Source organism: Deinococcus sp. AJ005 (genome assembly GCF_009017495.1).
Classification (GTDB): domain Bacteria; phylum Deinococcota; class Deinococci; order Deinococcales; family Deinococcaceae; genus Deinococcus.
The window spans coordinates 2,083,790-2,102,705 of sequence record NZ_CP044990.1; the positions used below are offsets into that span (position 1 = coordinate 2,083,790).

Genomic DNA, 18,916 nt, shown 5'->3' on the forward strand with positions numbered 1-18,916 from the left:
GGAAAATAAGGCGACAGAGATATCGCCAGGAAGTTCTGTCGCCCTTACGCGGGATCACCGGTTCAGGTTGTGCTGTTCAGGCTTTCGCCGTCTGCCACACCACGCCCACCGCTTCCTCCACGCTCTTGACGCCCGTGTGTCCAGGCAATCCAGGCGGCACGATCAGGCGCTTGTAACCGGCGCGTCCCGCTTCCTCGGCGCGGCGCTGGGAGGCCACGGTACTGCGGACCTCCCCGGCCAGCCCCACCTCACCGAACACCGCCACGTTTGCGGGCAGGGCACGGCCCACCACGGCGCTGTAGACCGCCAGGGCCACGGCCAGATCCAGGCCCGGATCAAGGACTTTCAGGCCGCCCGCGAGGTTCACGTAGATGTCCAGACCCCCCAGAGTCAAGTCTAAACGGCGCTCCAGCACGGCCAGCACCACATCCACCCGGCGCGGGTCCAGGCCCACCACCACGCGTCGGGCGTTGGGGTAGGGCGTCTTGGAGGCCAGTGCCTGCACTTCCAGCAGCATGGGTCGCTGACCGTCCACGGTGGCGGCCACCACGCTGCCAGGCACGCCCACCGGACGCTCGGCCAGGAAGGCGGCACTGGGATTTTCTATGGCAATCAATCCCTCACCGCGCATCTCAAACACGCCCAGTTCCCCGGCCTGCCCGAAGCGGTTCTTGACGCTACGGAGCAACCGGAAAGCCCCCACGGTTTCCAGAAAGACCGTGGTATCCACGATGTGTTCCATCACCTTCGGCCCGGCCACGGTGCCGTCCTTGGTGACGTGGCCCACCAACACGGTGGCGGTGCCCGTTTCCTTGGCCGCGCGTGTGAGCATGGAGGTGCCGTCGCGGACCTGTGCCACGCCCCCCGCCGCCCCCTCGCCCTCCACGGTGACGGTCTGGATGCTGTCCACGATGCACAGCGCGGGTTTGTGTTCATTCATTAAAGCGGCGATGTGTTCGGCCCGGGTGTCGCGCGTCAGTTGGATGTCGGCGGTCACGCCCAGACGGTCTGCCCGCAACCGGATCTGCTCCAGCGATTCCTCGCCGGCCACATACAGGACGGTGCCCCCGGCGCGCGCCACGCTATCGGCCACCTGAAGCAGCAGGGTACTCTTGCCGATGCCCGGTTCGCCGCCGATCAGGGTGACGCCCCCGGCCACCAGCCCGCCGCCCAGCACCCGGTCCACCTCTGAAATGCCCGACGACATGCGTGGCTCCTCGCGCCGCCCCACGGTGGACAGAGGCGTGAGCTTGCCGCCGGAAATGCCGCCGTAGCCCCCGGCCCCGCCGCTGCGCGTTTTACCGCCCGTGACCGTGGGTACTTCCTCTTCAAAGGAATTCCACGCCTGACAGTTCGGGCAGCGGCCCAGCGGTTTGGCGGACGTGTAGCCGCAACTGTTGCAGACGTATTTGGTGGTGACCCTAGCCATACTGGAGTTCAGCCACTCTTGCTGACGCTGATCTCTGGCGTGCCGGACGACTCGGAGGTCTCCGCACTCACGCCGGGCCGCCCGTCCGCGCGCCAGTAGGCACCGTCGGCGGTGGTCAGATACTCGCTGTCCAGCAGTTCGGTCAGCAGAACCGAGGGGTCTTCCAGGGTGCTGTGGTCGGCCAGCACACGTTCTACCTGCCCCTGGTTGTAGGACACGCCCGGCTCGAACAGGCCAGTCAGGTAATCCAGAATGGCCATCTGATGGACGCGGCGGCGTTTGCTGGGCCAGGCGATGATGCGTCCGTGGTCGTCCTGAAAGTCGGAGATGCTTTTCGTCATGGGAGACATGCTAACCGCTAGGGGCAGGCGGCAGCGGGCAGGGAGCCACAAATCGGCAGGGGCGCTTTATAACAGCGAGGGCTTTAGGCAATCCACGTACACGCTGCCCAGCATCAGCAGCAGGCCAAAGACGATCACGACACTGATGGTGATTCGCTGGGCAAGCCTGCGCTGAAGGCTGAAGCCCAGCGAGGCGATACACACGGTCCAGGCCGCGCCGACGAGCAGGTGTTCACGGCCCCCGGCCAGCGCAGAGGTTTTCAGGCACATGACGAAATCCAAGGGCAACAGTCCTTTGAGGGCCGGGCAGCTCGCCTTCGTCCCCACTCTGGCGCACGCCGTCTGGCAGGACTCTTTCGGCGGGTTGGATCAAGATGGCGGGCAGAGTAAGAAGAGAGAGAACAAAAAAGCCCTCTCCACTGGGGAGAGGGGGTGTGGAGAAACTTCTGGTCTGGTTAAGCCAGGATCTGCGGTGGGGCCGTCGTTCCGCGCTCGAATTGCAGGCCCGCATCGGTCAGAACCACGCGCACCTGATCGCCGTCGCGGCTGATCAGTTCCAAGGACAGCGGGTCCTCGATTTCCTCGCGCACCAGCGTTCGCAACTGGCGCGAGCTGCCTACGGCGTGCTTGGGGCTGCGGGCCTTGAGCTTGCCCACCAGCCAGGAGGCAATCGCCGGATCGAAAGTGACGTTCAGCTCGCGGCTGGCCAGTTCCTCGGTCATCTCGCCCATCAGTTGCTGGGCCACGCGCACCAGTTCCGGCTCGCCCAGCGGCCTGAAGCGGATCACGTCATCCAGGCGGTCCAGGAATTCCGGTGTAAAGATCTGACGCAGCGGCGCGTTGTTGTCCGGCGTGACCGGGCTGAAGCCGACGGTGGGGCCGACGTTGAAGCCCGTGTTGCTGGTCATGATGATGATGGTGCGCCGGAAGTCCACCGCGCGGCCCAGGCCATCGGTCAGGCGGCCATCGTCCAGCACCTGCAAGAAGGTGTTGTACACGTCCGGGTGCGCCTTCTCGATCTCATCCAGCAGGATGACGCTGAACGGCTGGCGGCGCACCGCTTCCGTCAAACGTCCGCCCTGCTCGTACCCCACGTAGCCGGGGGGGGAGCCGATCAGCTTGCTGATGCTGTGGCTTTCCTGAAATTCGGACATGTCCACCCGGATCAGGGAGCGCTCGGAGTGGAACAGGCTGCGCGACAGGGCGCGCGCCAGATGCGTCTTGCCCACGCCGCTGGGGCCGACGAACAGGAAGCTGGCGGCCACGCGGGTGCGTCCGCCCAGGCCAACACGGGCGCGGCGCAATGCGGAGCTGAGGGCCTTGATGGCGTCGGGCTGGCCGTACACCTGATCTTCCAGGCTGGCCTCCAAGTCGCCCAATTGCTCGGCGGTTTCCTCGCTGTAGATGCCGCCCATCGAGTTGATCACACTCTCGATATCCTCGCGGGTCACGTAGGGTTCGCCGTCCTCGTTCTCGGCCACGGGCAGGTCAATGCTCATGTTCAGGCGCACGCGGCTGGCGGCCTCGTCGATCAGGTCAATCGCCTTGTCGGGGAAGTTGCGCCCCGGCAGGCTGCGTTCGCCGATGCGGACGGCCAGTTCCAGAGCCGCGTCAGGAATCTGCACGCCGTGATGTTCCTCGTACTTGGGCCGCAACCCGCGCAGAATCTGCAATGTCTCGGCGGGGCTGGGTTCCAGCACGATCACCGGCTGGAAACGGCGTTCCAGCGCGGCGTCCTTCTCGATGTAACGGTGGTATTCGCCCGTCGTCGTCGCGCCGATCACCTGAATCTCGCCCCGGCTCAGCGCGGGTTTGAGAATATTGGCCGCGTCCAGCGTGCCTTCCGCGCCGCCCGCGCCTACGAGAGTATGCAGCTCGTCGATAAAGGCCATCACCTTGGCGTTGCGAAGTTCCTCGATGATCTGGCGCAGACGTTCCTCAAACTCGCCCCGGTACTTGGTCCCGGCCACCACGCCGGACAGGTCCAGGCTGATCAGGCGGATGCCGTGCAGGTTGGGCGGCGTGCGCTTCTCGACGATGGCGAGGGCCAGCCCTTCCACGATGGCGGTCTTGCCCACGCCGGGATCGCCGATGAGGACTGGATTGTTCTTGGTGCGGCGGGTCAGAATCTGCGTGACGCGGCGAATTTCCTCGCTGCGCCCGATCACCGGGTCCAGCTTGCCCTCGCGCGCCCACTTGGTCAGGTCACGGCCATACTCATCCAGAAAGGGGGTTGCCACGGGCTTGGCAGGCTTGCCGCCGCCGTTCTCGCCCTGCGCCAGGATGCGCCAGCGGATGGTGTCCACGTCCTTTGTCAGCTCCTGCAAGATGCGGAAGGCCACGCCGTCGCCCTCGCGGATGATGCCCAGCAGGATGTGCTCGGTACTGGTGACCTGTGCTCCCAGGCTGCGGGCCTCGCTGGACGCGAGTTCCATCACACGGCGGGCACGTGGCGTGATGCTGGGGGCGTCGTTCAGGCGGTTGCCCTCGCCGCGCCCGATGATTTCCTCGACGCGGCGGCGCAGGCCGTCCAGGCTGGCCCCGAATTCGGTCAGGATGGTGGCGGCGGTGCCGCCCTCGCGCATCAGGCCCAGCAGCAGATGTTCGGGGCCAACCATCGCGTGGCCCAGGCGGTTGCCTTCCTCGCGGGCATAGTGGAACACGAGTCGGGCGCGGTCATCGTATCTGTTCATGGAAGACCCCCAGGGGGCGAAATCGCACATGCGCGCTTGGCTCGTTCAGAACGCAGAAAGCGGTGGAGGGTACTGGAGTCGGGTGGACTGATGGAGTGAGCGGTTGGAGTGGGTGGGCCGTCCCGAGTTTAGAGCATCCCTCATGCGCCAGACGCGCCTAAACTTACGTTCTTGACCCTCTGTACTGTAAGCCTTCCCACCTGACGGCCTTCTTTCGTGCCTGTATTCCCCTTTGCCGGTTACCCTGGGCGGCATGACCGACACTGAACACGGTGCCCCCGCAGAACAACCCGAAGGCCGCGCCAGGAGGACCGTTTTCGGCTCCCAGCATGATCGCATCATGGAACGCTTGCAGGCGCTGGACACCGACCTGGCCGCCCATATCCAGAATTTTGCCTACGACACCGTCTACGACAGCTCGGCGCTGGACCTGAAGACGCAGGAACTGATCGCCTGCGCCCTGCTGGTCTCGCTGGGCAGCCCGCCGGAACTGCGAACCCACCTGCGCGGCGCACTGAACGCCGGGGCGACGGAAGAAGAGGTCCGGGGCGCGCTGATGATGTGCGTGCCGTATCTGGGATTCCCGCGCACGGTGGCGGGTTTTGAGGTATTGAAGACCTATCTGGACGCTCAGGAGAGGAATCAGAAGAAAGACAAGGAAAAGGGGTGAACGGGCCGCAGCCTGTCCACCCCTCAGATTGACCTGCTTTAGAACATGTACTTGACGCCCAGACGGGCCTTGAAGTTGGTGCCGGGCCGCACGAAGCGGTTGTCGAAGGTGCTGTAGCTGCCGTCGGCGGTGGGAATGGAGTCACCCTTGCTGGTGTTAATCGTGGACTTGAAGAAGTAATCCGCGCCCAGATCGCCCACAAGGCTCAGGTTGCCGGTCAGGGCGTAGCTGGCCATCGCGCCTGCACCCAGACCGAACGAGTTGCTGGAATAGGTGGTGCTGCCGCCCGACGTGCCGTAGTCCTCGGTGCCCTTGAACATGCCGTAGCGCGCGCCGCCGTAGACCATCGTGTCGATGCCGGGGGCCACTTCGCCCAGGCCGTAGGTGCCGTCCACGGAGATCACGGTCTGGCTGCCGTATTCCGAAGCGCCCAGGCCGCCCTCGGAAATGGGCTTCTTGGCGTCGGCGAAGCTGCCCAGCACGTTGGTGGAGGAGTCGTTGATCGAGTCACGGGGACGGGTGTAGGCCACGCCTACCTTGACGCCCACGGGACCGATCACGTTGGGGGCATGCACGAACACTTCGCCGCTCAGGCCGCCCGCGTATCCGCCGGTCAGGCCGAGTTCAATGTTGTTCCGGGTGATGGTGTTGGTGACGGCAGTGGTCACGCTATTGAGGGTCTGTGCGCCAGCCGTCGCGACGGCGGCAAGAATGGTCAGGGAAATCAGCTTCTTCATGCCTTCCAGCCTCGGCCCCCAACATGAGAACGCCTCATGAAACGGTTGACGACAGATTTAAGAAGTGGAGAAAGCGGGGGTGTCCCCGGCACAGGAACGCTCCGGCGTGCTGCCGACTGAAGATTCTCTGTACCTTTCCCCCACCCAGCCGCCGCCGATCTGCTTCAGAATGAAGGCCCTCAAGCCGTATCCTCCTGTTGACAGAGATGCTGCTAAACTTGGACCGAGTTTAATTTTATTGCCGGGCGCGTATCACGAATCACCCCTACGCCCACCCCCTGGAGGTTGCATGAAAATTTTGACCCTTGTAAGACAGGTGCCCGACGCCGAGGCACGCGTGAAAGTCAGCGGTGACCGCGTCGATCTGGACGGCACTACGCTGGTGATCGACGGTATGGACGAGTACGGCGTGGAAGAAGCCCTGCGCCTGCGCGAGAGTGCCGACGTGCAAGAAATTGTGGCGCTGGCGATTGGCCCCAAAAAGGTGGAGGACGCCCTGCGTACAGCGCTGGCGATGGGGGTGGACCGCGCCATTCACATCGAGACCGACGAGAGATACGACGCCGTGAGCCTCAGCAAGATCGTGGCGCAGGTGGCGCAAAGTGAAGGCACGGACCTGATTCTGCTGGGCGGCCAGGAAGCCGACTGGGATTCACAGGCCCTGGGAGCCGCCAGCGCCGAACGCCTGGGCTGGCCTCAATTGACCTGGACCAACGAGCTGAAGGTGGAAGGCGACACCCTGACCGGACGCCACGACGTGGACGACGGCAACGAGGGATTCAAGGTGAGCTTGCCCGCCGTGGTGACCGCGCAGCAGGGCCTGAACGAGCCGCGTTACCCCACACTGCCCAACATCATGAAGGCCAAGAAGAAGGAACTCCGCAAGGACGAGCTGGGCAGCTATGACGCGCAGCCGGGCGTGAAGTATCTGGGCGCGGAAATCCAGACGCGCGCCCGCCTGAACCAGATGATCGACGGCAAGGACCCGCAGGCCGCCGCCGAACAGCTCCTCGACCTCCTGCGAAACGAAGCGAAGGTGCTGGCATGATTTTAATTGTTGCTGAACACATGGGCGGGAAACTCGCCAAAGCCACTCTGGAGATGGTCACCGCCGCCCGTGACAGTGGCCGTGAAGGACCGCTCACGCTGCTGGTGCTGGGGCAGGACGTGGCCGGAGTGGCCACCGAGGCTGCCGCCGTGGCCGATCAGGTGCTGGTGGGCGACCTGCCCGCGCTGGCGCAGTACAACCCCGAAGTCTGGGCCGCCGCCGTGGCGCAGATTGCCAAAGAAGGCGAGGCCAGCACTGTGCTGATTGGCGGCAGCCGTTCAGGCCGCGAGTATGCGCCGCGCGTGGCAGTCAAGCTGGACGCGCCGTATCTGGAAGATGTGATTAAACTGACGGCCAGCGGCGAGGCGCTTCAGGCCCAGCGTTACACCTTCCTTGCCCGCGTGACCGAGACGGTGGAAGCCAGCGGGCCAGTCATTGTGGCTTCCGTCAAGCCCGGTGGCTTCGCTCCGGCAGCCCCAGCAGGTGCGGCGGGCGAGCAGTACGACATTGAGCTGGAACTGCCCACCCCCCGCACCGAAATCACCGGCAAGAATGTAGAGAAGACCAGCCGCGTCGCCCTGAGTGAGGCCGAGGTCATCGTGACCGGCGGGCGTGGCGTGGGCAGCCCCGAGAACTTCGCGCAGTACGTGGAAGGTCTGGCCGACAACATCGGTGCGGGCGTGGGCGCGACGCGGGCCGTGGTGGACGCGGGCTGGCGGCCCTATGCCGAGCAGGTGGGCCAGACCGGCAAGACCGTGCAGCCCAAGGCGTACATCGCGCTGGGCGTGAGCGGCGCGGTGCAGCACCTGTCGGGCATGGGCAAGAGCAAGAACATCATCGCCATCAACAAGGACGCCGAAGCGCCCATCTTCAAGGTGGCCGACTATGGCATCGTGGGCGACGTGAACCTGATCGTCCCGGCCTTGATCGCCGCCAGCAAGAAGTAGGTCAACCCACCATAGGAGGCGGAGATGCGTGGCTTCTCCGCCTTTTTTGGCGTCTGTATGGGGATCAGGTGCGGTCTGCCCCCAGATATTCCCCAGGACTACCCATCCCCCTGGTCTGCGATGTCCAGACCAGGGGCGGATGAGCGATGTCCAGCTCAGCGTTAAAACACTCCAGTCCTGACGTCCGTTTTTTTCATGGCTTTATGGATTGAGGAGTTCCACGGACAGTTCAGGCAGACACATCCTCCATAAAAGCCCCTCCTCCATGTGGGAAGAGGGGCGAAGTTGATTGGTGAGAACGCGGAACTATTTACGCCAGACTGCCACCGTCTTGGAGCCGCAGGTGTAAACCGAGGTGCGCTTGTAGCCGTCCGCCACGTAACTGGCGTTCTTCTCGGCGGCCTGGGCGGCGCTCATGCCGTGAAACGAGGCCCACTGGCCCTGACTGGGCGTCCAGGTGGAGTTGTAGGTGGCACCGTTGGATTTACAGGTGATCAGCTTGGGCATCATGCCGGAATCTGCCAGGTGTTCCACCCAGCGCTGGTAGATGCTGGCTGGAGTGTTGTTGAAGGTCAGTTCCCCGGCGGGACGCGGCGGCCAGAACAGCACGGGCGCTTTGGGAAATGCCTGGCCCGCCAGCGAGGTCCACGGGCCGTCCAGGCTGGCCCTGTTGCCGTCAAAGGGGGTGGTCAGACCGCGCTCAAAGTTCATGACAACGGGTTGGTTCCCTTTTTCCATATGGACGTGAAGGTGAGGTCCTCCCTCCGAGGAACCGGAGTTGCCCACCCTGCCCAGGAATTGCCCGGCCTCCACCCGCGCGCCGTTCGTCACCCGCGCTTCGGGTTCGATATCTGGGCGGCCCCCCTTGCCACTGTTGCCGGTAAAGAGTTCGGCGTTGTTGGGACACAGGGCCGCTGGAATGCTTCCTGGCTGCGCGTGAGCATACAGGGCGTAATTGCCGTCGTCCTGCAAGACCCACAGGTGGTTACCGCCGCCCGCAAATTTCAGCCCAGGTTTGTACAACGGGTTGTAGGAACCCGGCACATTCTCCGGGGCGTTGCGCCAGCAGGCGACGACGACGCCGGGGGCCATGGCATAGAACGGCTTGCCGTACACCACCCAGTTGCTCAGGACCTTGCTGTCGGATGTTCCTGCTTTCAGAATCGTCCAGTTGGTGTCGGAGATACGACGCAGAGCGCCGATATCCTTACCCTCGGCCTGGATTCCGCCCGTATGCACACCCGTCCTGTAGCGCTCATCGTTTGCCAGATCGTTGCCCCGCAGGGGCAGGGTGGCGGCAGCAGCACTGAGCTGCAAGGTGGCAAGAACAACAGCGGCGCTGATCATCATGTTGGTTTTCATTGTGTTTCTCCTGGGGATCGGGGGGGAGCCAGGGAGAGGCAAGTGGGTGACCAAGACGTCAGCAGCCAGGTTCAGACGGGCATGGTTTGGGCCTCATGGTGTTGACCCACAAACCGCGCTGCCGCCTGCGGATCGCCCAGCCACGGGAAGAACTGCGGTGGGTGGTTAAAGCCGTTGACAAAGGCGTGCGCCACGCCGGGCCGGGTCTGCGCCGCGCCCAGCACGTCCAGCACATGCGGCGGCGGCGGCCCCAGCAGGGCGTTCGTCCAGTCGGTCACGAAGCGGGCGTAGCTCCAGTACTCGTCGAAGGTGCCGGTCATCCAGGCTCGGTCAAAGGGCTGGTCCCCGTGCCACAGGATGCGTTCCAGGTAGATCGCTGCCGCCTTGGCCGCGCTGCCTGCGCCCTGCCCCGTCAGCGGATCGTTGAGGACCAGCGTATCGCCCAGCCCCAGCACCTCGCGGCCCGACGGCAGCGTGGCGACGGGGCGGCGGACCCCTGGCGTGACCCGGCCCGTCAGGGTGGCCTGCGCGTCGGTCAGTTCGGCGTGCCGGACACGCCCGTATTCCCACGGCAGGAACTGGCGCAACAGATCTTTCATCAGGGCCAGATGCTGCTGCGGATCGCTTATTCCCGCGAATACGTCCAGCGGGCCGCCGGGAACCGCCTCGATCAGCACGTTCTCGTACGGCTGGGTGCCGCCATGTTCAGCGACGGTCAGGCCCGGCAGCAAAAACACCTCCCCCACGCCCGGAATCAGGTTGAAGCTGACGGCGCTGTGGACTGGCCGGGGCGCGACATTCTTCAGGTAGGCCAGGGCCAGATGCCGCTGGGGGGCGCTGTACGGGCTGCGTTCGGCGTCGCGCTCAAACAGTTGGCCCAGCTCGCCCTTGCCAGCAGCGATCAGCGTCAGATCGTGGACACTGCTCAGGCGCTCGGCGGTCTGAATATCAGCGTTTTCCAGAAGGACATGGCCGCCTCTGGCCTGAAATTCCCGTAGCCAGCCTGCGAATTTCAACCGTTGATCGACGCTGTAGGCAGGCTTGTCCAGCCGTGCGGAAAAGGCCAGCGCTTTTTGCCCCAGCAGTTCGGGATGCGGCACGCTCAGGGCGATGCCCTCGATGGGTGGGCAGGCAGCCTCCCAGAAGTTCAGTCCCTGCTGCCGCTCGGTGGTGCAGGCGTCATGGAAAAGGGCCTGCGTACTCATGATCCGCCCACTCAGGAGCTGTTCGGGTGTGCGGTCTGAAACCAGCGTGACCCCATAGCCGCTCGCCTGTAATCCCAGCGCAAGCTGCAAGCCTGCCTGTCCTGCACCGATAATTGCCACATCACGCATTGCCGTGTCCTCCAGATGAATGGGGATGGGAGCGAGGCCGGGCCACACCAGTAAGCCGTACAGGCAGGGCCGCCTCAGCCAGAAAGGGCCAGCGTTCCAGGGGCAGTGGGGGGAGCAGCATTGAAGTCCGTCGCCGCCTGGAATGCCTGACCACCTGACCAACCCGGTGGCGAGCGAGGCATCTGTGGACGAACCCCTCTGAAACTGCCCAGAGCTTAGGGGAGGGCCGTGACATGGCCGTGACGGACCGACAGCCGCCCCATAAAATGCGACTGGGGCAGGTTTTTTAAGCCTCCCCTCAAGCACCCGACTGGTTTTCTTAAAAAACCCTCATTTCCTGATCGCGCAGAAAATCTTCCCAGGTGTCGGGCAACCCCTCGCCCAGCAGGGCGCAGCGCTGGCGAACCCCGGCGTAGAGCGAGAGAACGGCCATGATCTCGCCGCATTCGCGTAGTGCGCGCAGACTCAGGGCCAGCGCCGCCCAGTCGAAGGGATCGGTGTCCAGCAGGATGCGGCCCAGCCGGGCAGCCTCGTGCGGATCATGGGGTTCTGCCGCGTAAGCTGCGCTCCTCAGGCCATAGACCAGCACGTCGCGGGCGCTGGACAGTTCGCCCTCGAAATCGGCCAGATACGCGCCGCGCCACAGCTTCGGGTCAGGGGTGTTCAGAAAGTCTTCGGCGTCGCTGCCCATGTTGCCCAGGGCGTAGCCGCCGCCCGCGCCCAGCCCGGTTTCGCGGCGCAGCACACTGTCTGCTCCCAGCGCCGCGCGCAGACGGCAAACCTGCTGGCGCAGCCGCGCGCCGGAGCGTTCAGGATCGTCGTCAGGGTACAGCGCTTCAAGCAGTTCGTCCTGCGCCACACCTGAGCGCCCGGCCAGCCGCGCTTCCAGCAGCCGCACCAGCACGCGCAGGCCGCCGGGTGAACGCAGGGCAAGCGGCTGCCCGTCACGGGTCACGCTCACCTTTCCCAGCACTTCCAAGCGCAGGGGTATGGAGACGGTCTGTGATGGTTCCTGCTCAATCGGCGGGAAGTAGCTTAAGGCAGTGCGGGCAGAGCTGTGCAGTTCGTGCTGCCGGAAAAAAGCCAGCCGCGCCTCTGCGCTGGTCCGGTCGCCCCGCAGACGGTCTGCCTCCAGGCCAAAGCGTTCGGCGAAGGGGCTGTTTCCCAGGAGTCTGCCCTGCTCGCAGGCGTCCTCGAAAAGCTGTGCGGCGGCCTGCTGGTGGCCCTGACGCTCCTGCACATGGCCGCGCGCGAACAGGTAAAACGGGCGGGTGGCGTGCTGGCCGCTGCGTTCCACCAGGGCCTGGCCCTCCTCGATCAGCCACTCGGCCCGGCTGGGATCGCCGTGAACCGCTTCGGCCCGCGCCGCGACGCTCAGCACCCAGGTCAGCATGACCGTGTCGTGAACCTCATGGCCCAGACGGACGGCCTGACGTGCGTGACGCACGGCCATCAGGGCGTCGGGCGGCCTGGCCCACTCCAGATACAGGTGGATCAGAGACAGGTGGGTCAGGACCGTGTAGCGTGATGCCAGTTCGCCACCCAGCAGTTCCAGCGCGGCCAGCAGCAGATCCTCAGCCTCCGCGAACTGTCCCAGGAGGATCAGGCATTCGGCCCGGTTCGCCTGGGTGCGGGCCATCAACCGGGGATCACCCCTGGTCTCGGCCAGGTGGACGGCCTCGGCGGCACCGGCGTCTGCGCCACGCAGTTGCAAGGCCCAACTCAGCACCTGGGTCTGTTCCAGCAGCAGTTCGATGCGCGCCGCCGTCAGGCCCGCCCTGGCGGTGATTTCCAGTGCCCCGGTCAGGGTGGCAAACATGTGCGGATCGGCCTGCGAGACCTGTGCCCGCACCAGCGCGTGCAAGAGCGCCACCCGCTCCGCCGCCGCCAGCGGCTGTTCCAGCGCGGCCCGGATCCCATCTGCCGCCGCCTGAAATTCACCCAGATGAACCCGTGCCAGGGCCACCGCCGTCTGAAGCTGTGGACGGCCCTCCAAGTCGCCCGCATGGTCCTGCCAGACCTGCATGGCCCCGCTGTGATCGGCGGCGCTGACCCGCGTTTCCAGCAGGGTGGCCCAGTAATCGGGCTGCCCCTTGATCACGCCGGGGGCCTGCTCCAGCAGCCGCTCGGCTTCCTGCCCGCGCCCGGAGGAAGCCAGCAGCCGGGCACACAGGCCCAGCGCCTCGCCGTTGTGGGGATCAAGCTGCCACGCCTGGGTGGCGCGCGTCAGGGCACGCCCAACATGAAGGGGCTGAAGGGCCTGCGCCGCTGCCAGCGCGGCCTCTGCCCGCTCTGCGCTGGGAACGACGTCCACCAGGGCGTCCTGATGGTCGGCGGCGCGGACCGGGTCTCCCCGCGACTGGGCAGCCTTCAGCGCCCGCCGGAGCAGTGCGGCGGCCTTGACCGCAGGCCATTCGGCCCAAGTCAGAAATTGCGCCGCCTGTTCCGGGGCGTCTTCCAGCGCCTCCACGCAGCGCCGGGCCAAATCATGCCGCAGGGAGGCAGGCAGTTCGCGCAGGGCCACCTCCCGGAACAGCGGGTGGGCGAACGTCCGGGCCGCGCGAATCCCGCTTGTCTGGGCCAGGATTCTGAGTGACCGGATTTCCGCAAGGTCCAGCCCACTCAGGCTGGCCGCCAACTCAGCGTCCAGCGGCTCATCCGGCAGGGCCGTGTCCCACAGCGCCCACAGGCCCAGCAGCGCTTCCGCCCCCGCGTTGTGGGTCAGGCGCGCGAGATGATCGGCAATCAGGGCTTCTACGCTCAGCGGCAGGGTAGAGGCAGCAGGTTCGCGCCAGCGCCAGCGTCCGTCGGCAGCGTCCAGATACAGCGCACCGGTGCGGCCCAGATGCCGGAAAAATTCCAGCAGGAAAAGCGGGTTGCCACGTCCACGGTCCCCGATCCACTCCAGTGCCGCGTGGGGCAGCGGGCCGCCTGCCTGCGCTTCCAGCAGACTGGAACCTGTCAGCGCGTCCAACGGGGTCAGGCGCTGTTCGGCAAACACGCCGGGCAAGGGCGTCCGGCTGCTGACCAGCAGGGCCACCCCCCGCGCGTGCGGCAGATGACGGGCCAGCGCGGTCCAGAATTCGGCGGCCCGTTCACTGCCCGCCACCTCATGGAAATCTTCCGCCCAGACCAGCACGGGCGCGGAGTGACCCAGCAGGGTTCCCACGGCGGTGGCCAGCACGGTGGCGTCTGGTGACTGACCGGCCAGCGTGCGTTCCAGCGTCTGTCTGGCCCAGGCGGGCGCTCCCAGAGTATTCTGGCCCGGGGTATTCAGGCCCGGGGTGCGCAGGAGTGCGCCAAAATCGGTCTCGAAAGCGCGGGTCTGGAGACTGAGTTTCAGTCCGCCCACCCCGGCCAGCACGCTCTGTCCCAGGTGGCTCTTGCCGATGCCCGGTTCACCCACCACGGCCAGCGCCAGACTGCCCCGGCGCGCGTGAACATGTTCCACCCGGCGAATCAGCACTTGCGCGAGGTCAGGGGCCATAGAAGCGTCTCCCGTTGGAAATGTTGAGCAGTCTGAGGATTCGGAATACTGTAGCGGTTCTCTTAGTGTGACATGACCCGGCATACAGATATTTACTTTTTTCGGCATTGCGGTGCGGGACCGCCTTGCACTCATCTCCAGTTTTCGGACGGCATCGGTGCCTGCGGAGTCATGGTAAAGCGTAGACTGGCCCGAGTTTTCCCACATCCGCGCTCCATCCTTCGCCATGCCCAGAGTGTGCCAATGACCAGACCCGAGACAACGCTGCTCGCGCGCTACCACCAACTGGTGCAGGTGCTGGCCTCACTGGCCCGCAACAGCCACGGGGTAGACGCAATCGTGCAGGCGGTGCATCAGCAGGCTGGGACGCTCTTTTCCGCCCACAGTACCCTGCTTGCACTGCGGCAACCCGGCGGCGACTGGCTGTGGGAGGTGTATGAGGATCAGCGGCGCTACTCCCAGCGGCTGCCGTTTTACCCTGAGGGCATCCTGGAGAACGTGTTGCACGGCGAGGCCCTGTCGATCCCCGATATCGATGCCTATCTGCTTGAATATCCAGTGCGCTTCCGGCGGGTGATGGACAACGGCAAAGTGATGTTGAATGTCCAGGCGGAAGAGGAAGTGGCCGGGCCGCCTACCGTCTCGATGCTGTTCGTGCCGCTGGAAGTCCGGGGCGAGCGGACCGGGGTGCTGTCCATCCAGAGTTACGAGACCCATGCCTTCGACGACACCGATCTGGAATTTCTACAACTGCTGGCCCAGCACGTCTCGATTGCCCTGGAAAATGCCGCCCTGCGTGAGGAACTCGAATGCCTCACCCGCACCGACATGTTGACGGGCCTGCCCAACCGACGGGCCTTCTATCATGACGTCCCCCGCGCCCTGGACACCGCCCGGCAGGAAGGCAAGGAACTGCATCTGGTGATGCTTGACGTTCATGAATTCAAGCGGATCAACGACAGTTTTGGCCACCAGACAGGGGACGAGGTCCTTGCGAGGGTGGGACAGGCCCTCCGGCAGACCTTCGCCGCCCCGGACGCCGCCTTCCGCCTGAGTGGAGATGAGTTCGCCCTGCTGGTCTGGGAGCCGGAGGCGCGTCTGGAGGCACTGGCCCTGCGCCTGACCCATGCCCTGCGCGCTGCCGAGTGGCCCCCTGGCCCCGGCCCGATCTGCTTGCAGGGAGGCGTGGCACAGCCGCCATCGGACGGAAATATCGACGACTGGCTGTCACTGGCCGACTCCCGGATGTATCACGCCAAACGGCGGCGCATCGTGGGCGATCAGGTGGACTGGGGAATGGATTTCGGGGATATCACCCACCTCCGGCCCCCGAGTTCCGAGACGGACTCCGACTGAAGGTCTTGCAGACACCTGGGAATCCGAGCGGGAGTCGCGGAATTGCGCCACAGAGAAAGACCGTTCTCGTGAGGAAAGGAATGGCTGTGCGAGGCCCAGTAGGGCGAAGCGGCAGCTACAGAACTGGCCGATATGATCGCTTTCCGGGAAGCCCACGCCCATGTCAGAACGTTGCCGGACCACCTGCGGGCCCAGCCCTGACCGCCGCCGATCTCGCAGCGGTGGGGCCTGAAGCTGACGGAGGCCGAGGTGCAAAGCGCCCTGAAGCCGGCAGAAGTCATCGCCCGGCGCACCACCCATTCCATGACCGCCCCTACTCACCTTGACGGAGGTTCACGGCAGAACTTGACCGTCCATTGAAACTCCTCGCCCCCCATGCCGCCGTCAACGACACTGGACGCATGACCAGTACACAGGCGCAAGCACAGAACGTCATCGTCACCGGAGCGGCGCGCGGCATCGGACGGGCCATTGCCACGTTATATGCCGAACGCGGCGCAACAGTCCTCAGCGTGGACCTGACCCTGCCGCCCACCCTCAAAGGCCACCAGCGCGTCAGGGCCGATGTCAGCAGTTCCGCCGGACGGGAGCGCATCGTACGGGCGGCGCGCGACCTGGGGGACGTGGACGTGCTGATCCATAATGCCGCCTATCAGGACGCCCACGGCAGTGTGCTGGAGGTCAGCGAGCGCGGCTGGGCCAGAACCCTGAGCGTGAACCTGACGGCCCCGCTGCTGCTGACCCGCGCCCTGATCGATCTGATGCCGCCGGGCGGTGCGATGGTGAACGTGGCCTCGGTACAGGGCCTGTTTGCCGAGCAAGACAATGCGGCCTACACCGCCAGCAAGGGCGGACTGGTCAACCTGACCCGCGCAATGGCCCTGGATCTGGCCCCACGCGGCCTGCGGGTCAACGCGGTGGCCCCCGGCGCGATCAGTACTGAGGGGCTGCTGGCGGGCATCGAGCAGAGTGACGATCCTCCCGCCACCCGCCGCGATTACGAGGACCTGCACGCCCTGCGCCGCCTGGGCACGCCACAGGAAGTGGCACAGGTGGTCTACTTCCTGGGCAGCGCAGAGGCCAGTTTCATGACCGGGGCCATCGTGCCGGTGGACGGCGGCATGACCGCCAGCTTCATGATGGCCGGGCGGCCCGTTTAAGGGTGGAGGCGCGGTTCTGAAATATCCGGTTGATGGGCCTCCACGCCCCGGACCACAGGTTCTATCTTTACAGCGGCTGCTTTTACGGCATCGGCTTTCCCGGTCTAGCGCCCCTTCTCGGCCCCGGATTTGCGGATGGCGTCCAGCAATTTGCCCACCGACTGCGCCACGTTTCCGGCCTCGCGGCGAACGCCAGGGTCACGGGAGAAGCGTGTCAGGCGTTCGGAAGCGTCCCGCACGGCGCGCAGCAAAGACTCGGTGGGGACGCTGGTGCGCCTCTTTCCAAAGTCAGATGGGCCAGGCGGCATTTTGGGATCGGTCATGCGTTCACCTCTGCCGTAGTCAACCACAACGCGCGGTAGGGGTCCAGGGTCACCGTGGGCCGGGTCAGGTGAAAGGCGCTGCGGCTCAGGGCGTCATGGGCGTCCTCGCCCAGGTGGCCGCGCAGCACGTAGGCAGGTAGCACCACGCGCTCCTCGCTGAAGTTGTAGACCTCCAGCAGCACGCCCAGCGGATGATCCCGGCGCAGCATCAGCACGCGCGGATCGGGGCTGGAAATCACGCGGCTTTCAATGGAAGCGTGCAGATAGGGCAGGGTCTTGCGAACAGCAATTCGGTGGCGCAACCCGGCGTTGACCTGTCCGGCGGGTGTGTCGGGATGTTCCCGCACATCCTGTGCCATCGCCCAGTCCATGCGCGGGCGGTGGACCCAGCGGTTGTCAGCGGCATGTTCGGAGATGTCGGCGTAATGGTTATCGTTGGTCAGCGCCAATTCGTCCCCCATGTACAGCAGCGGCACCCCGCCAAAGCCCAGAATGACCGTGTGCAGCAACAGAAGGCGCTGAACGGCCAGTCTGGTCAGGGCCTCATCCCCGCCCTCCAGCGCCGTTTCCAGCCCCGCCAGACTAGCCGCCGAGCCGCTGATCCGCCGGTCCCCAGTGGCCGGATTGAACTGAAAGACCAGCCCGCGCGCAAAGCTGCCGGGAAACTCGCCGCTGTAAAAGTCGCTCAGGAAAGCGCGATGGCCCGGACCGCTGATGCCCACGCGTGCCGCGTCGGTGTCGCTGATGGCCCAGCCGATGTCGTCATGGCAGCGCACGTACATGCCCCAGGTGGTGTTCGTCGGCTTGGGCGGAAAGGCGCGCAGGGCTTCTTCCATCAGGCGGGTGTCGCGGCTGGCGAGGCTGCTCCAGAGTTGCACCATCAGGCTGTTGTGGTACGCCATGTCGCTGACCTTGCCGTGGTGCGTACCTGTTCCCAGGTAGTGGATCAGATCGCCCGGTCCCACGATGGCCTCGGCCTTGAAGGCCACTGCCGGAGCCACGATCCGCGCCGCCGCACGCAGGGCGCGGGTCAGGTGATGCACCTCGGGCTGGTTCTGGCTGTCGGTGCCCAGCCGTTTCCACATGAAGGCGATGGCGTCCAGCCGGAAGACCTCCACGCCCCGGTTCGCCAGATTCAGGATGATGTCCACGAATTCGGCCAGTACGTCGGGATTGCTCCAGTTCAGGTCCCACTGGTAGGTATTGAAGGTGGTCCAGACCCAGCCGCCCGTGCCGCCCTCGCCCGCGTGGTCATCCCAGGTGAAATTGCCAGGGGCAAAGTCGGGGAACACTTCGGGCAAGGTGGCCTCGTAGGCGTCCGGCAACCCCCGGTCCGCGAACAGGTGGAAGTAGTCGCGGTACTGGTCCTCGCCCGCCCGCGCTTTCTGTGCCCATTCGTGTTCGCGGGCCACATGGTTCAGGACCAGATCGAGGACGAGGCTGATGCCCCGGCCCCGCAGATCACGCGCCAGCGCCGAGAGGTCATCCATGCTGCCCAGGTCCGGGCGCACCGAGCGGTAGTCGGCCACCGCGTAACCACCGTCGTTCTCGCCCTCGCGCGGGCGCAGCAGGGGCATCAGGTGCAAGTAGGTGACGCCCAGGTTTTCCAGGTAGTCCACATGTTGCTGCACGCCATTCAGGGTTCCGGCGAAGCGGTCTGCGTAGGCCACGTAGCCCACCATGCGCGGCGACTGCAACCAGTCTGGCGACAGTAACCGGGCCTCGTCCAACCGCCTTAGATCGGTGGGGCGGGTGTGGTAGGCGTGCAGCATGATCTCCAGCAGGCGTTCCAGCAAACCATCCGCGCGTTCCAGATACACGGCCCGCAGGCTGTCCAGCAGTTCAGGGCCGTAGCGGTCCAGCCGCAGAAAAAAGGTCTCGGCGTCCCGGTCATCGTCAAACGCCAGCCGCAACCGCTGGGCCTGTTCTGTGGTCAATAGCGAGGATGGCATCATTGCCTGTCAGCATACGGTCTGGTTGGAAGTGTTTCCAATACCGGGGCCAAAAGTCTGACGGCATAGAAAAGGGC

At 65.3% G+C, this 18,916-nt stretch carries 15 protein-coding genes; 5 read left to right on the forward strand and 10 right to left on the reverse strand.

The window, feature by feature from the left end:
* Positions 1-76: 76 nt before the first annotated feature.
* The 4 genes from radA to DAAJ005_RS12030 form a co-directional block, all read right to left on the reverse strand.
* The gene (gene radA / locus DAAJ005_RS12015) at positions 77-1,429 is read right to left on the reverse strand and encodes a DNA repair protein RadA (protein WP_151847308.1); all 1,353 of its coding nucleotides are present in this window, start codon (positions 1,427-1,429) and stop codon (positions 77-79) included.
* Positions 1,430-1,437: 8 nt separating this feature from the next.
* Entirely contained in the window at positions 1,438-1,770 is a 333-nt protein-coding gene (locus DAAJ005_RS12020; protein ID WP_151847309.1) for a DUF2087 domain-containing protein, read from the reverse strand.
* Between the two features lie 66 nt (positions 1,771-1,836).
* Positions 1,837-2,052: a hypothetical protein gene (locus tag DAAJ005_RS12025; RefSeq protein ID WP_151847310.1), complete on the reverse strand. Its 216-nt coding sequence runs from the start codon at positions 2,050-2,052 to the stop codon at positions 1,837-1,839.
* Between the two features lie 173 nt (positions 2,053-2,225).
* Positions 2,226-4,463 carry an ATP-dependent Clp protease ATP-binding subunit gene (locus tag DAAJ005_RS12030; RefSeq protein ID WP_151847311.1) on the reverse strand — a complete coding sequence of 746 codons (2,238 nt, stop codon included), beginning with the start codon at positions 4,461-4,463 and terminating at the stop codon, positions 2,226-2,228.
* A 253-nt stretch (positions 4,464-4,716) separates the two neighbouring features.
* Here DAAJ005_RS12030 and DAAJ005_RS12035 point away from each other — a divergent pair, with 253 nt between their 5' ends.
* Positions 4,717-5,133 carry a carboxymuconolactone decarboxylase family protein gene (locus DAAJ005_RS12035; RefSeq protein ID WP_151847312.1) on the forward strand — a complete coding sequence of 139 codons (417 nt, stop codon included), beginning with the start codon at positions 4,717-4,719 and terminating at the stop codon, positions 5,131-5,133.
* Positions 5,134-5,171: 38 nt separating this feature from the next.
* Here the strand turns inward: DAAJ005_RS12035 and DAAJ005_RS12040 are convergent, their stop codons facing one another.
* Entirely contained in the window at positions 5,172-5,870 is a 699-nt protein-coding gene (locus DAAJ005_RS12040) for a hypothetical protein (RefSeq protein WP_151847313.1), read from the reverse strand.
* 289 nt (positions 5,871-6,159) lie between these two features.
* Between DAAJ005_RS12040 and DAAJ005_RS12045 the strand changes: the two genes are divergently transcribed.
* A complete protein-coding gene (locus DAAJ005_RS12045) occupies positions 6,160-6,918 on the forward strand; it encodes an electron transfer flavoprotein subunit beta/FixA family protein (RefSeq protein WP_151847314.1) in 759 nt (252 codons plus the stop codon).
* On the forward strand, positions 6,915-7,865 hold the full coding sequence (locus DAAJ005_RS12050; RefSeq protein WP_151847315.1) for an electron transfer flavoprotein subunit alpha/FixB family protein: 951 nt from the start codon (positions 6,915-6,917) through the stop codon (positions 7,863-7,865). The genes DAAJ005_RS12045 and DAAJ005_RS12050 overlap by 4 nt, the downstream gene beginning before the upstream one ends.
* Positions 7,866-8,171: 306 nt before the next feature.
* Here the strand turns inward: DAAJ005_RS12050 and DAAJ005_RS12055 are convergent, their stop codons facing one another.
* From DAAJ005_RS12055 to DAAJ005_RS19375, 3 genes are all read right to left on the reverse strand, one after another.
* On the reverse strand, positions 8,172-9,227 hold the full coding sequence (locus DAAJ005_RS12055) for a peptidoglycan DD-metalloendopeptidase family protein (RefSeq protein ID WP_151847316.1): 1,056 nt from the start codon (positions 9,225-9,227) through the stop codon (positions 8,172-8,174).
* A 71-nt stretch (positions 9,228-9,298) separates the two neighbouring features.
* Positions 9,299-10,561, reverse strand: coding sequence for a styrene monooxygenase/indole monooxygenase family protein (locus DAAJ005_RS12060; RefSeq protein ID WP_151847317.1), 1,263 nt, complete (start codon positions 10,559-10,561; stop codon positions 9,299-9,301).
* A gap of 319 nt (positions 10,562-10,880) precedes the next feature.
* Positions 10,881-14,048, reverse strand: a complete 3,168-nt coding sequence (locus DAAJ005_RS19375) for a tetratricopeptide repeat protein (protein WP_192930749.1) — start codon at positions 14,046-14,048, stop codon at positions 10,881-10,883.
* A gap of 243 nt (positions 14,049-14,291) precedes the next feature.
* Here DAAJ005_RS19375 and DAAJ005_RS12070 point away from each other — a divergent pair, with 243 nt between their 5' ends.
* On the forward strand, positions 14,292-15,404 hold the full coding sequence (locus DAAJ005_RS12070) for a sensor domain-containing diguanylate cyclase (RefSeq protein ID WP_192930750.1): 1,113 nt from the start codon (positions 14,292-14,294) through the stop codon (positions 15,402-15,404).
* A 401-nt stretch (positions 15,405-15,805) separates the two neighbouring features.
* On the forward strand, positions 15,806-16,564 hold the full coding sequence (locus tag DAAJ005_RS12075; protein ID WP_151847320.1) for an SDR family NAD(P)-dependent oxidoreductase: 759 nt from the start codon (positions 15,806-15,808) through the stop codon (positions 16,562-16,564).
* A gap of 104 nt (positions 16,565-16,668) precedes the next feature.
* Here the strand turns inward: DAAJ005_RS12075 and DAAJ005_RS12080 are convergent, their stop codons facing one another.
* Positions 16,669-16,887, reverse strand: a complete 219-nt coding sequence (locus DAAJ005_RS12080; RefSeq protein WP_151847321.1) for a hypothetical protein — start codon at positions 16,885-16,887, stop codon at positions 16,669-16,671.
* Entirely contained in the window at positions 16,884-18,839 is a 1,956-nt protein-coding gene (locus tag DAAJ005_RS12085) for an alpha-amylase family protein (RefSeq protein WP_151848539.1), read from the reverse strand. The genes DAAJ005_RS12080 and DAAJ005_RS12085 overlap by 4 nt, the downstream gene beginning before the upstream one ends.
* Positions 18,840-18,916: the final 77 nt, after the last annotated feature.

What these genes read in the sequence shown, in the direction of transcription:
- radA (WP_151847308.1), bottom strand. Translation starts at nt 1,429, where the DNA reads ATGGCTAGGGTCACCACCAAATACGTCTGCAACAGTTGCGGCTACACG.
- DAAJ005_RS12020 (WP_151847309.1), bottom strand. Translation starts at nt 1,770, where the DNA reads ATGACGAAAAGCATCTCCGACTTTCAGGACGACCACGGACGCATCATC.
- DAAJ005_RS12030 (WP_151847311.1), bottom strand. Translation starts at nt 4,463, where the DNA reads ATGAACAGATACGATGACCGCGCCCGACTCGTGTTCCACTATGCCCGC.
- DAAJ005_RS12035 (WP_151847312.1), top strand. Translation starts at nt 4,717, where the DNA reads ATGACCGACACTGAACACGGTGCCCCCGCAGAACAACCCGAAGGCCGC.
- DAAJ005_RS12040 (WP_151847313.1), bottom strand. Translation starts at nt 5,870, where the DNA reads ATGAAGAAGCTGATTTCCCTGACCATTCTTGCCGCCGTCGCGACGGCT.
- DAAJ005_RS12045 (WP_151847314.1), top strand. Translation starts at nt 6,160, where the DNA reads ATGAAAATTTTGACCCTTGTAAGACAGGTGCCCGACGCCGAGGCACGC.
- DAAJ005_RS12050 (WP_151847315.1), top strand. Translation starts at nt 6,915, where the DNA reads ATGATTTTAATTGTTGCTGAACACATGGGCGGGAAACTCGCCAAAGCC.
- DAAJ005_RS12055 (WP_151847316.1), bottom strand. Translation starts at nt 9,227, where the DNA reads ATGAAAACCAACATGATGATCAGCGCCGCTGTTGTTCTTGCCACCTTG.
- DAAJ005_RS12060 (WP_151847317.1), bottom strand. Translation starts at nt 10,561, where the DNA reads ATGCGTGATGTGGCAATTATCGGTGCAGGACAGGCAGGCTTGCAGCTT.
- DAAJ005_RS19375 (WP_192930749.1), bottom strand. Translation starts at nt 14,048, where the DNA reads ATGGCCCCTGACCTCGCGCAAGTGCTGATTCGCCGGGTGGAACATGTT.
- DAAJ005_RS12070 (WP_192930750.1), top strand. Translation starts at nt 14,292, where the DNA reads ATGACCAGACCCGAGACAACGCTGCTCGCGCGCTACCACCAACTGGTG.
- DAAJ005_RS12075 (WP_151847320.1), top strand. Translation starts at nt 15,806, where the DNA reads ATGACCAGTACACAGGCGCAAGCACAGAACGTCATCGTCACCGGAGCG.
- DAAJ005_RS12080 (WP_151847321.1), bottom strand. Translation starts at nt 16,887, where the DNA reads ATGACCGATCCCAAAATGCCGCCTGGCCCATCTGACTTTGGAAAGAGG.
- DAAJ005_RS12085 (WP_151848539.1), bottom strand. Translation starts at nt 18,839, where the DNA reads ATGCCATCCTCGCTATTGACCACAGAACAGGCCCAGCGGTTGCGGCTG.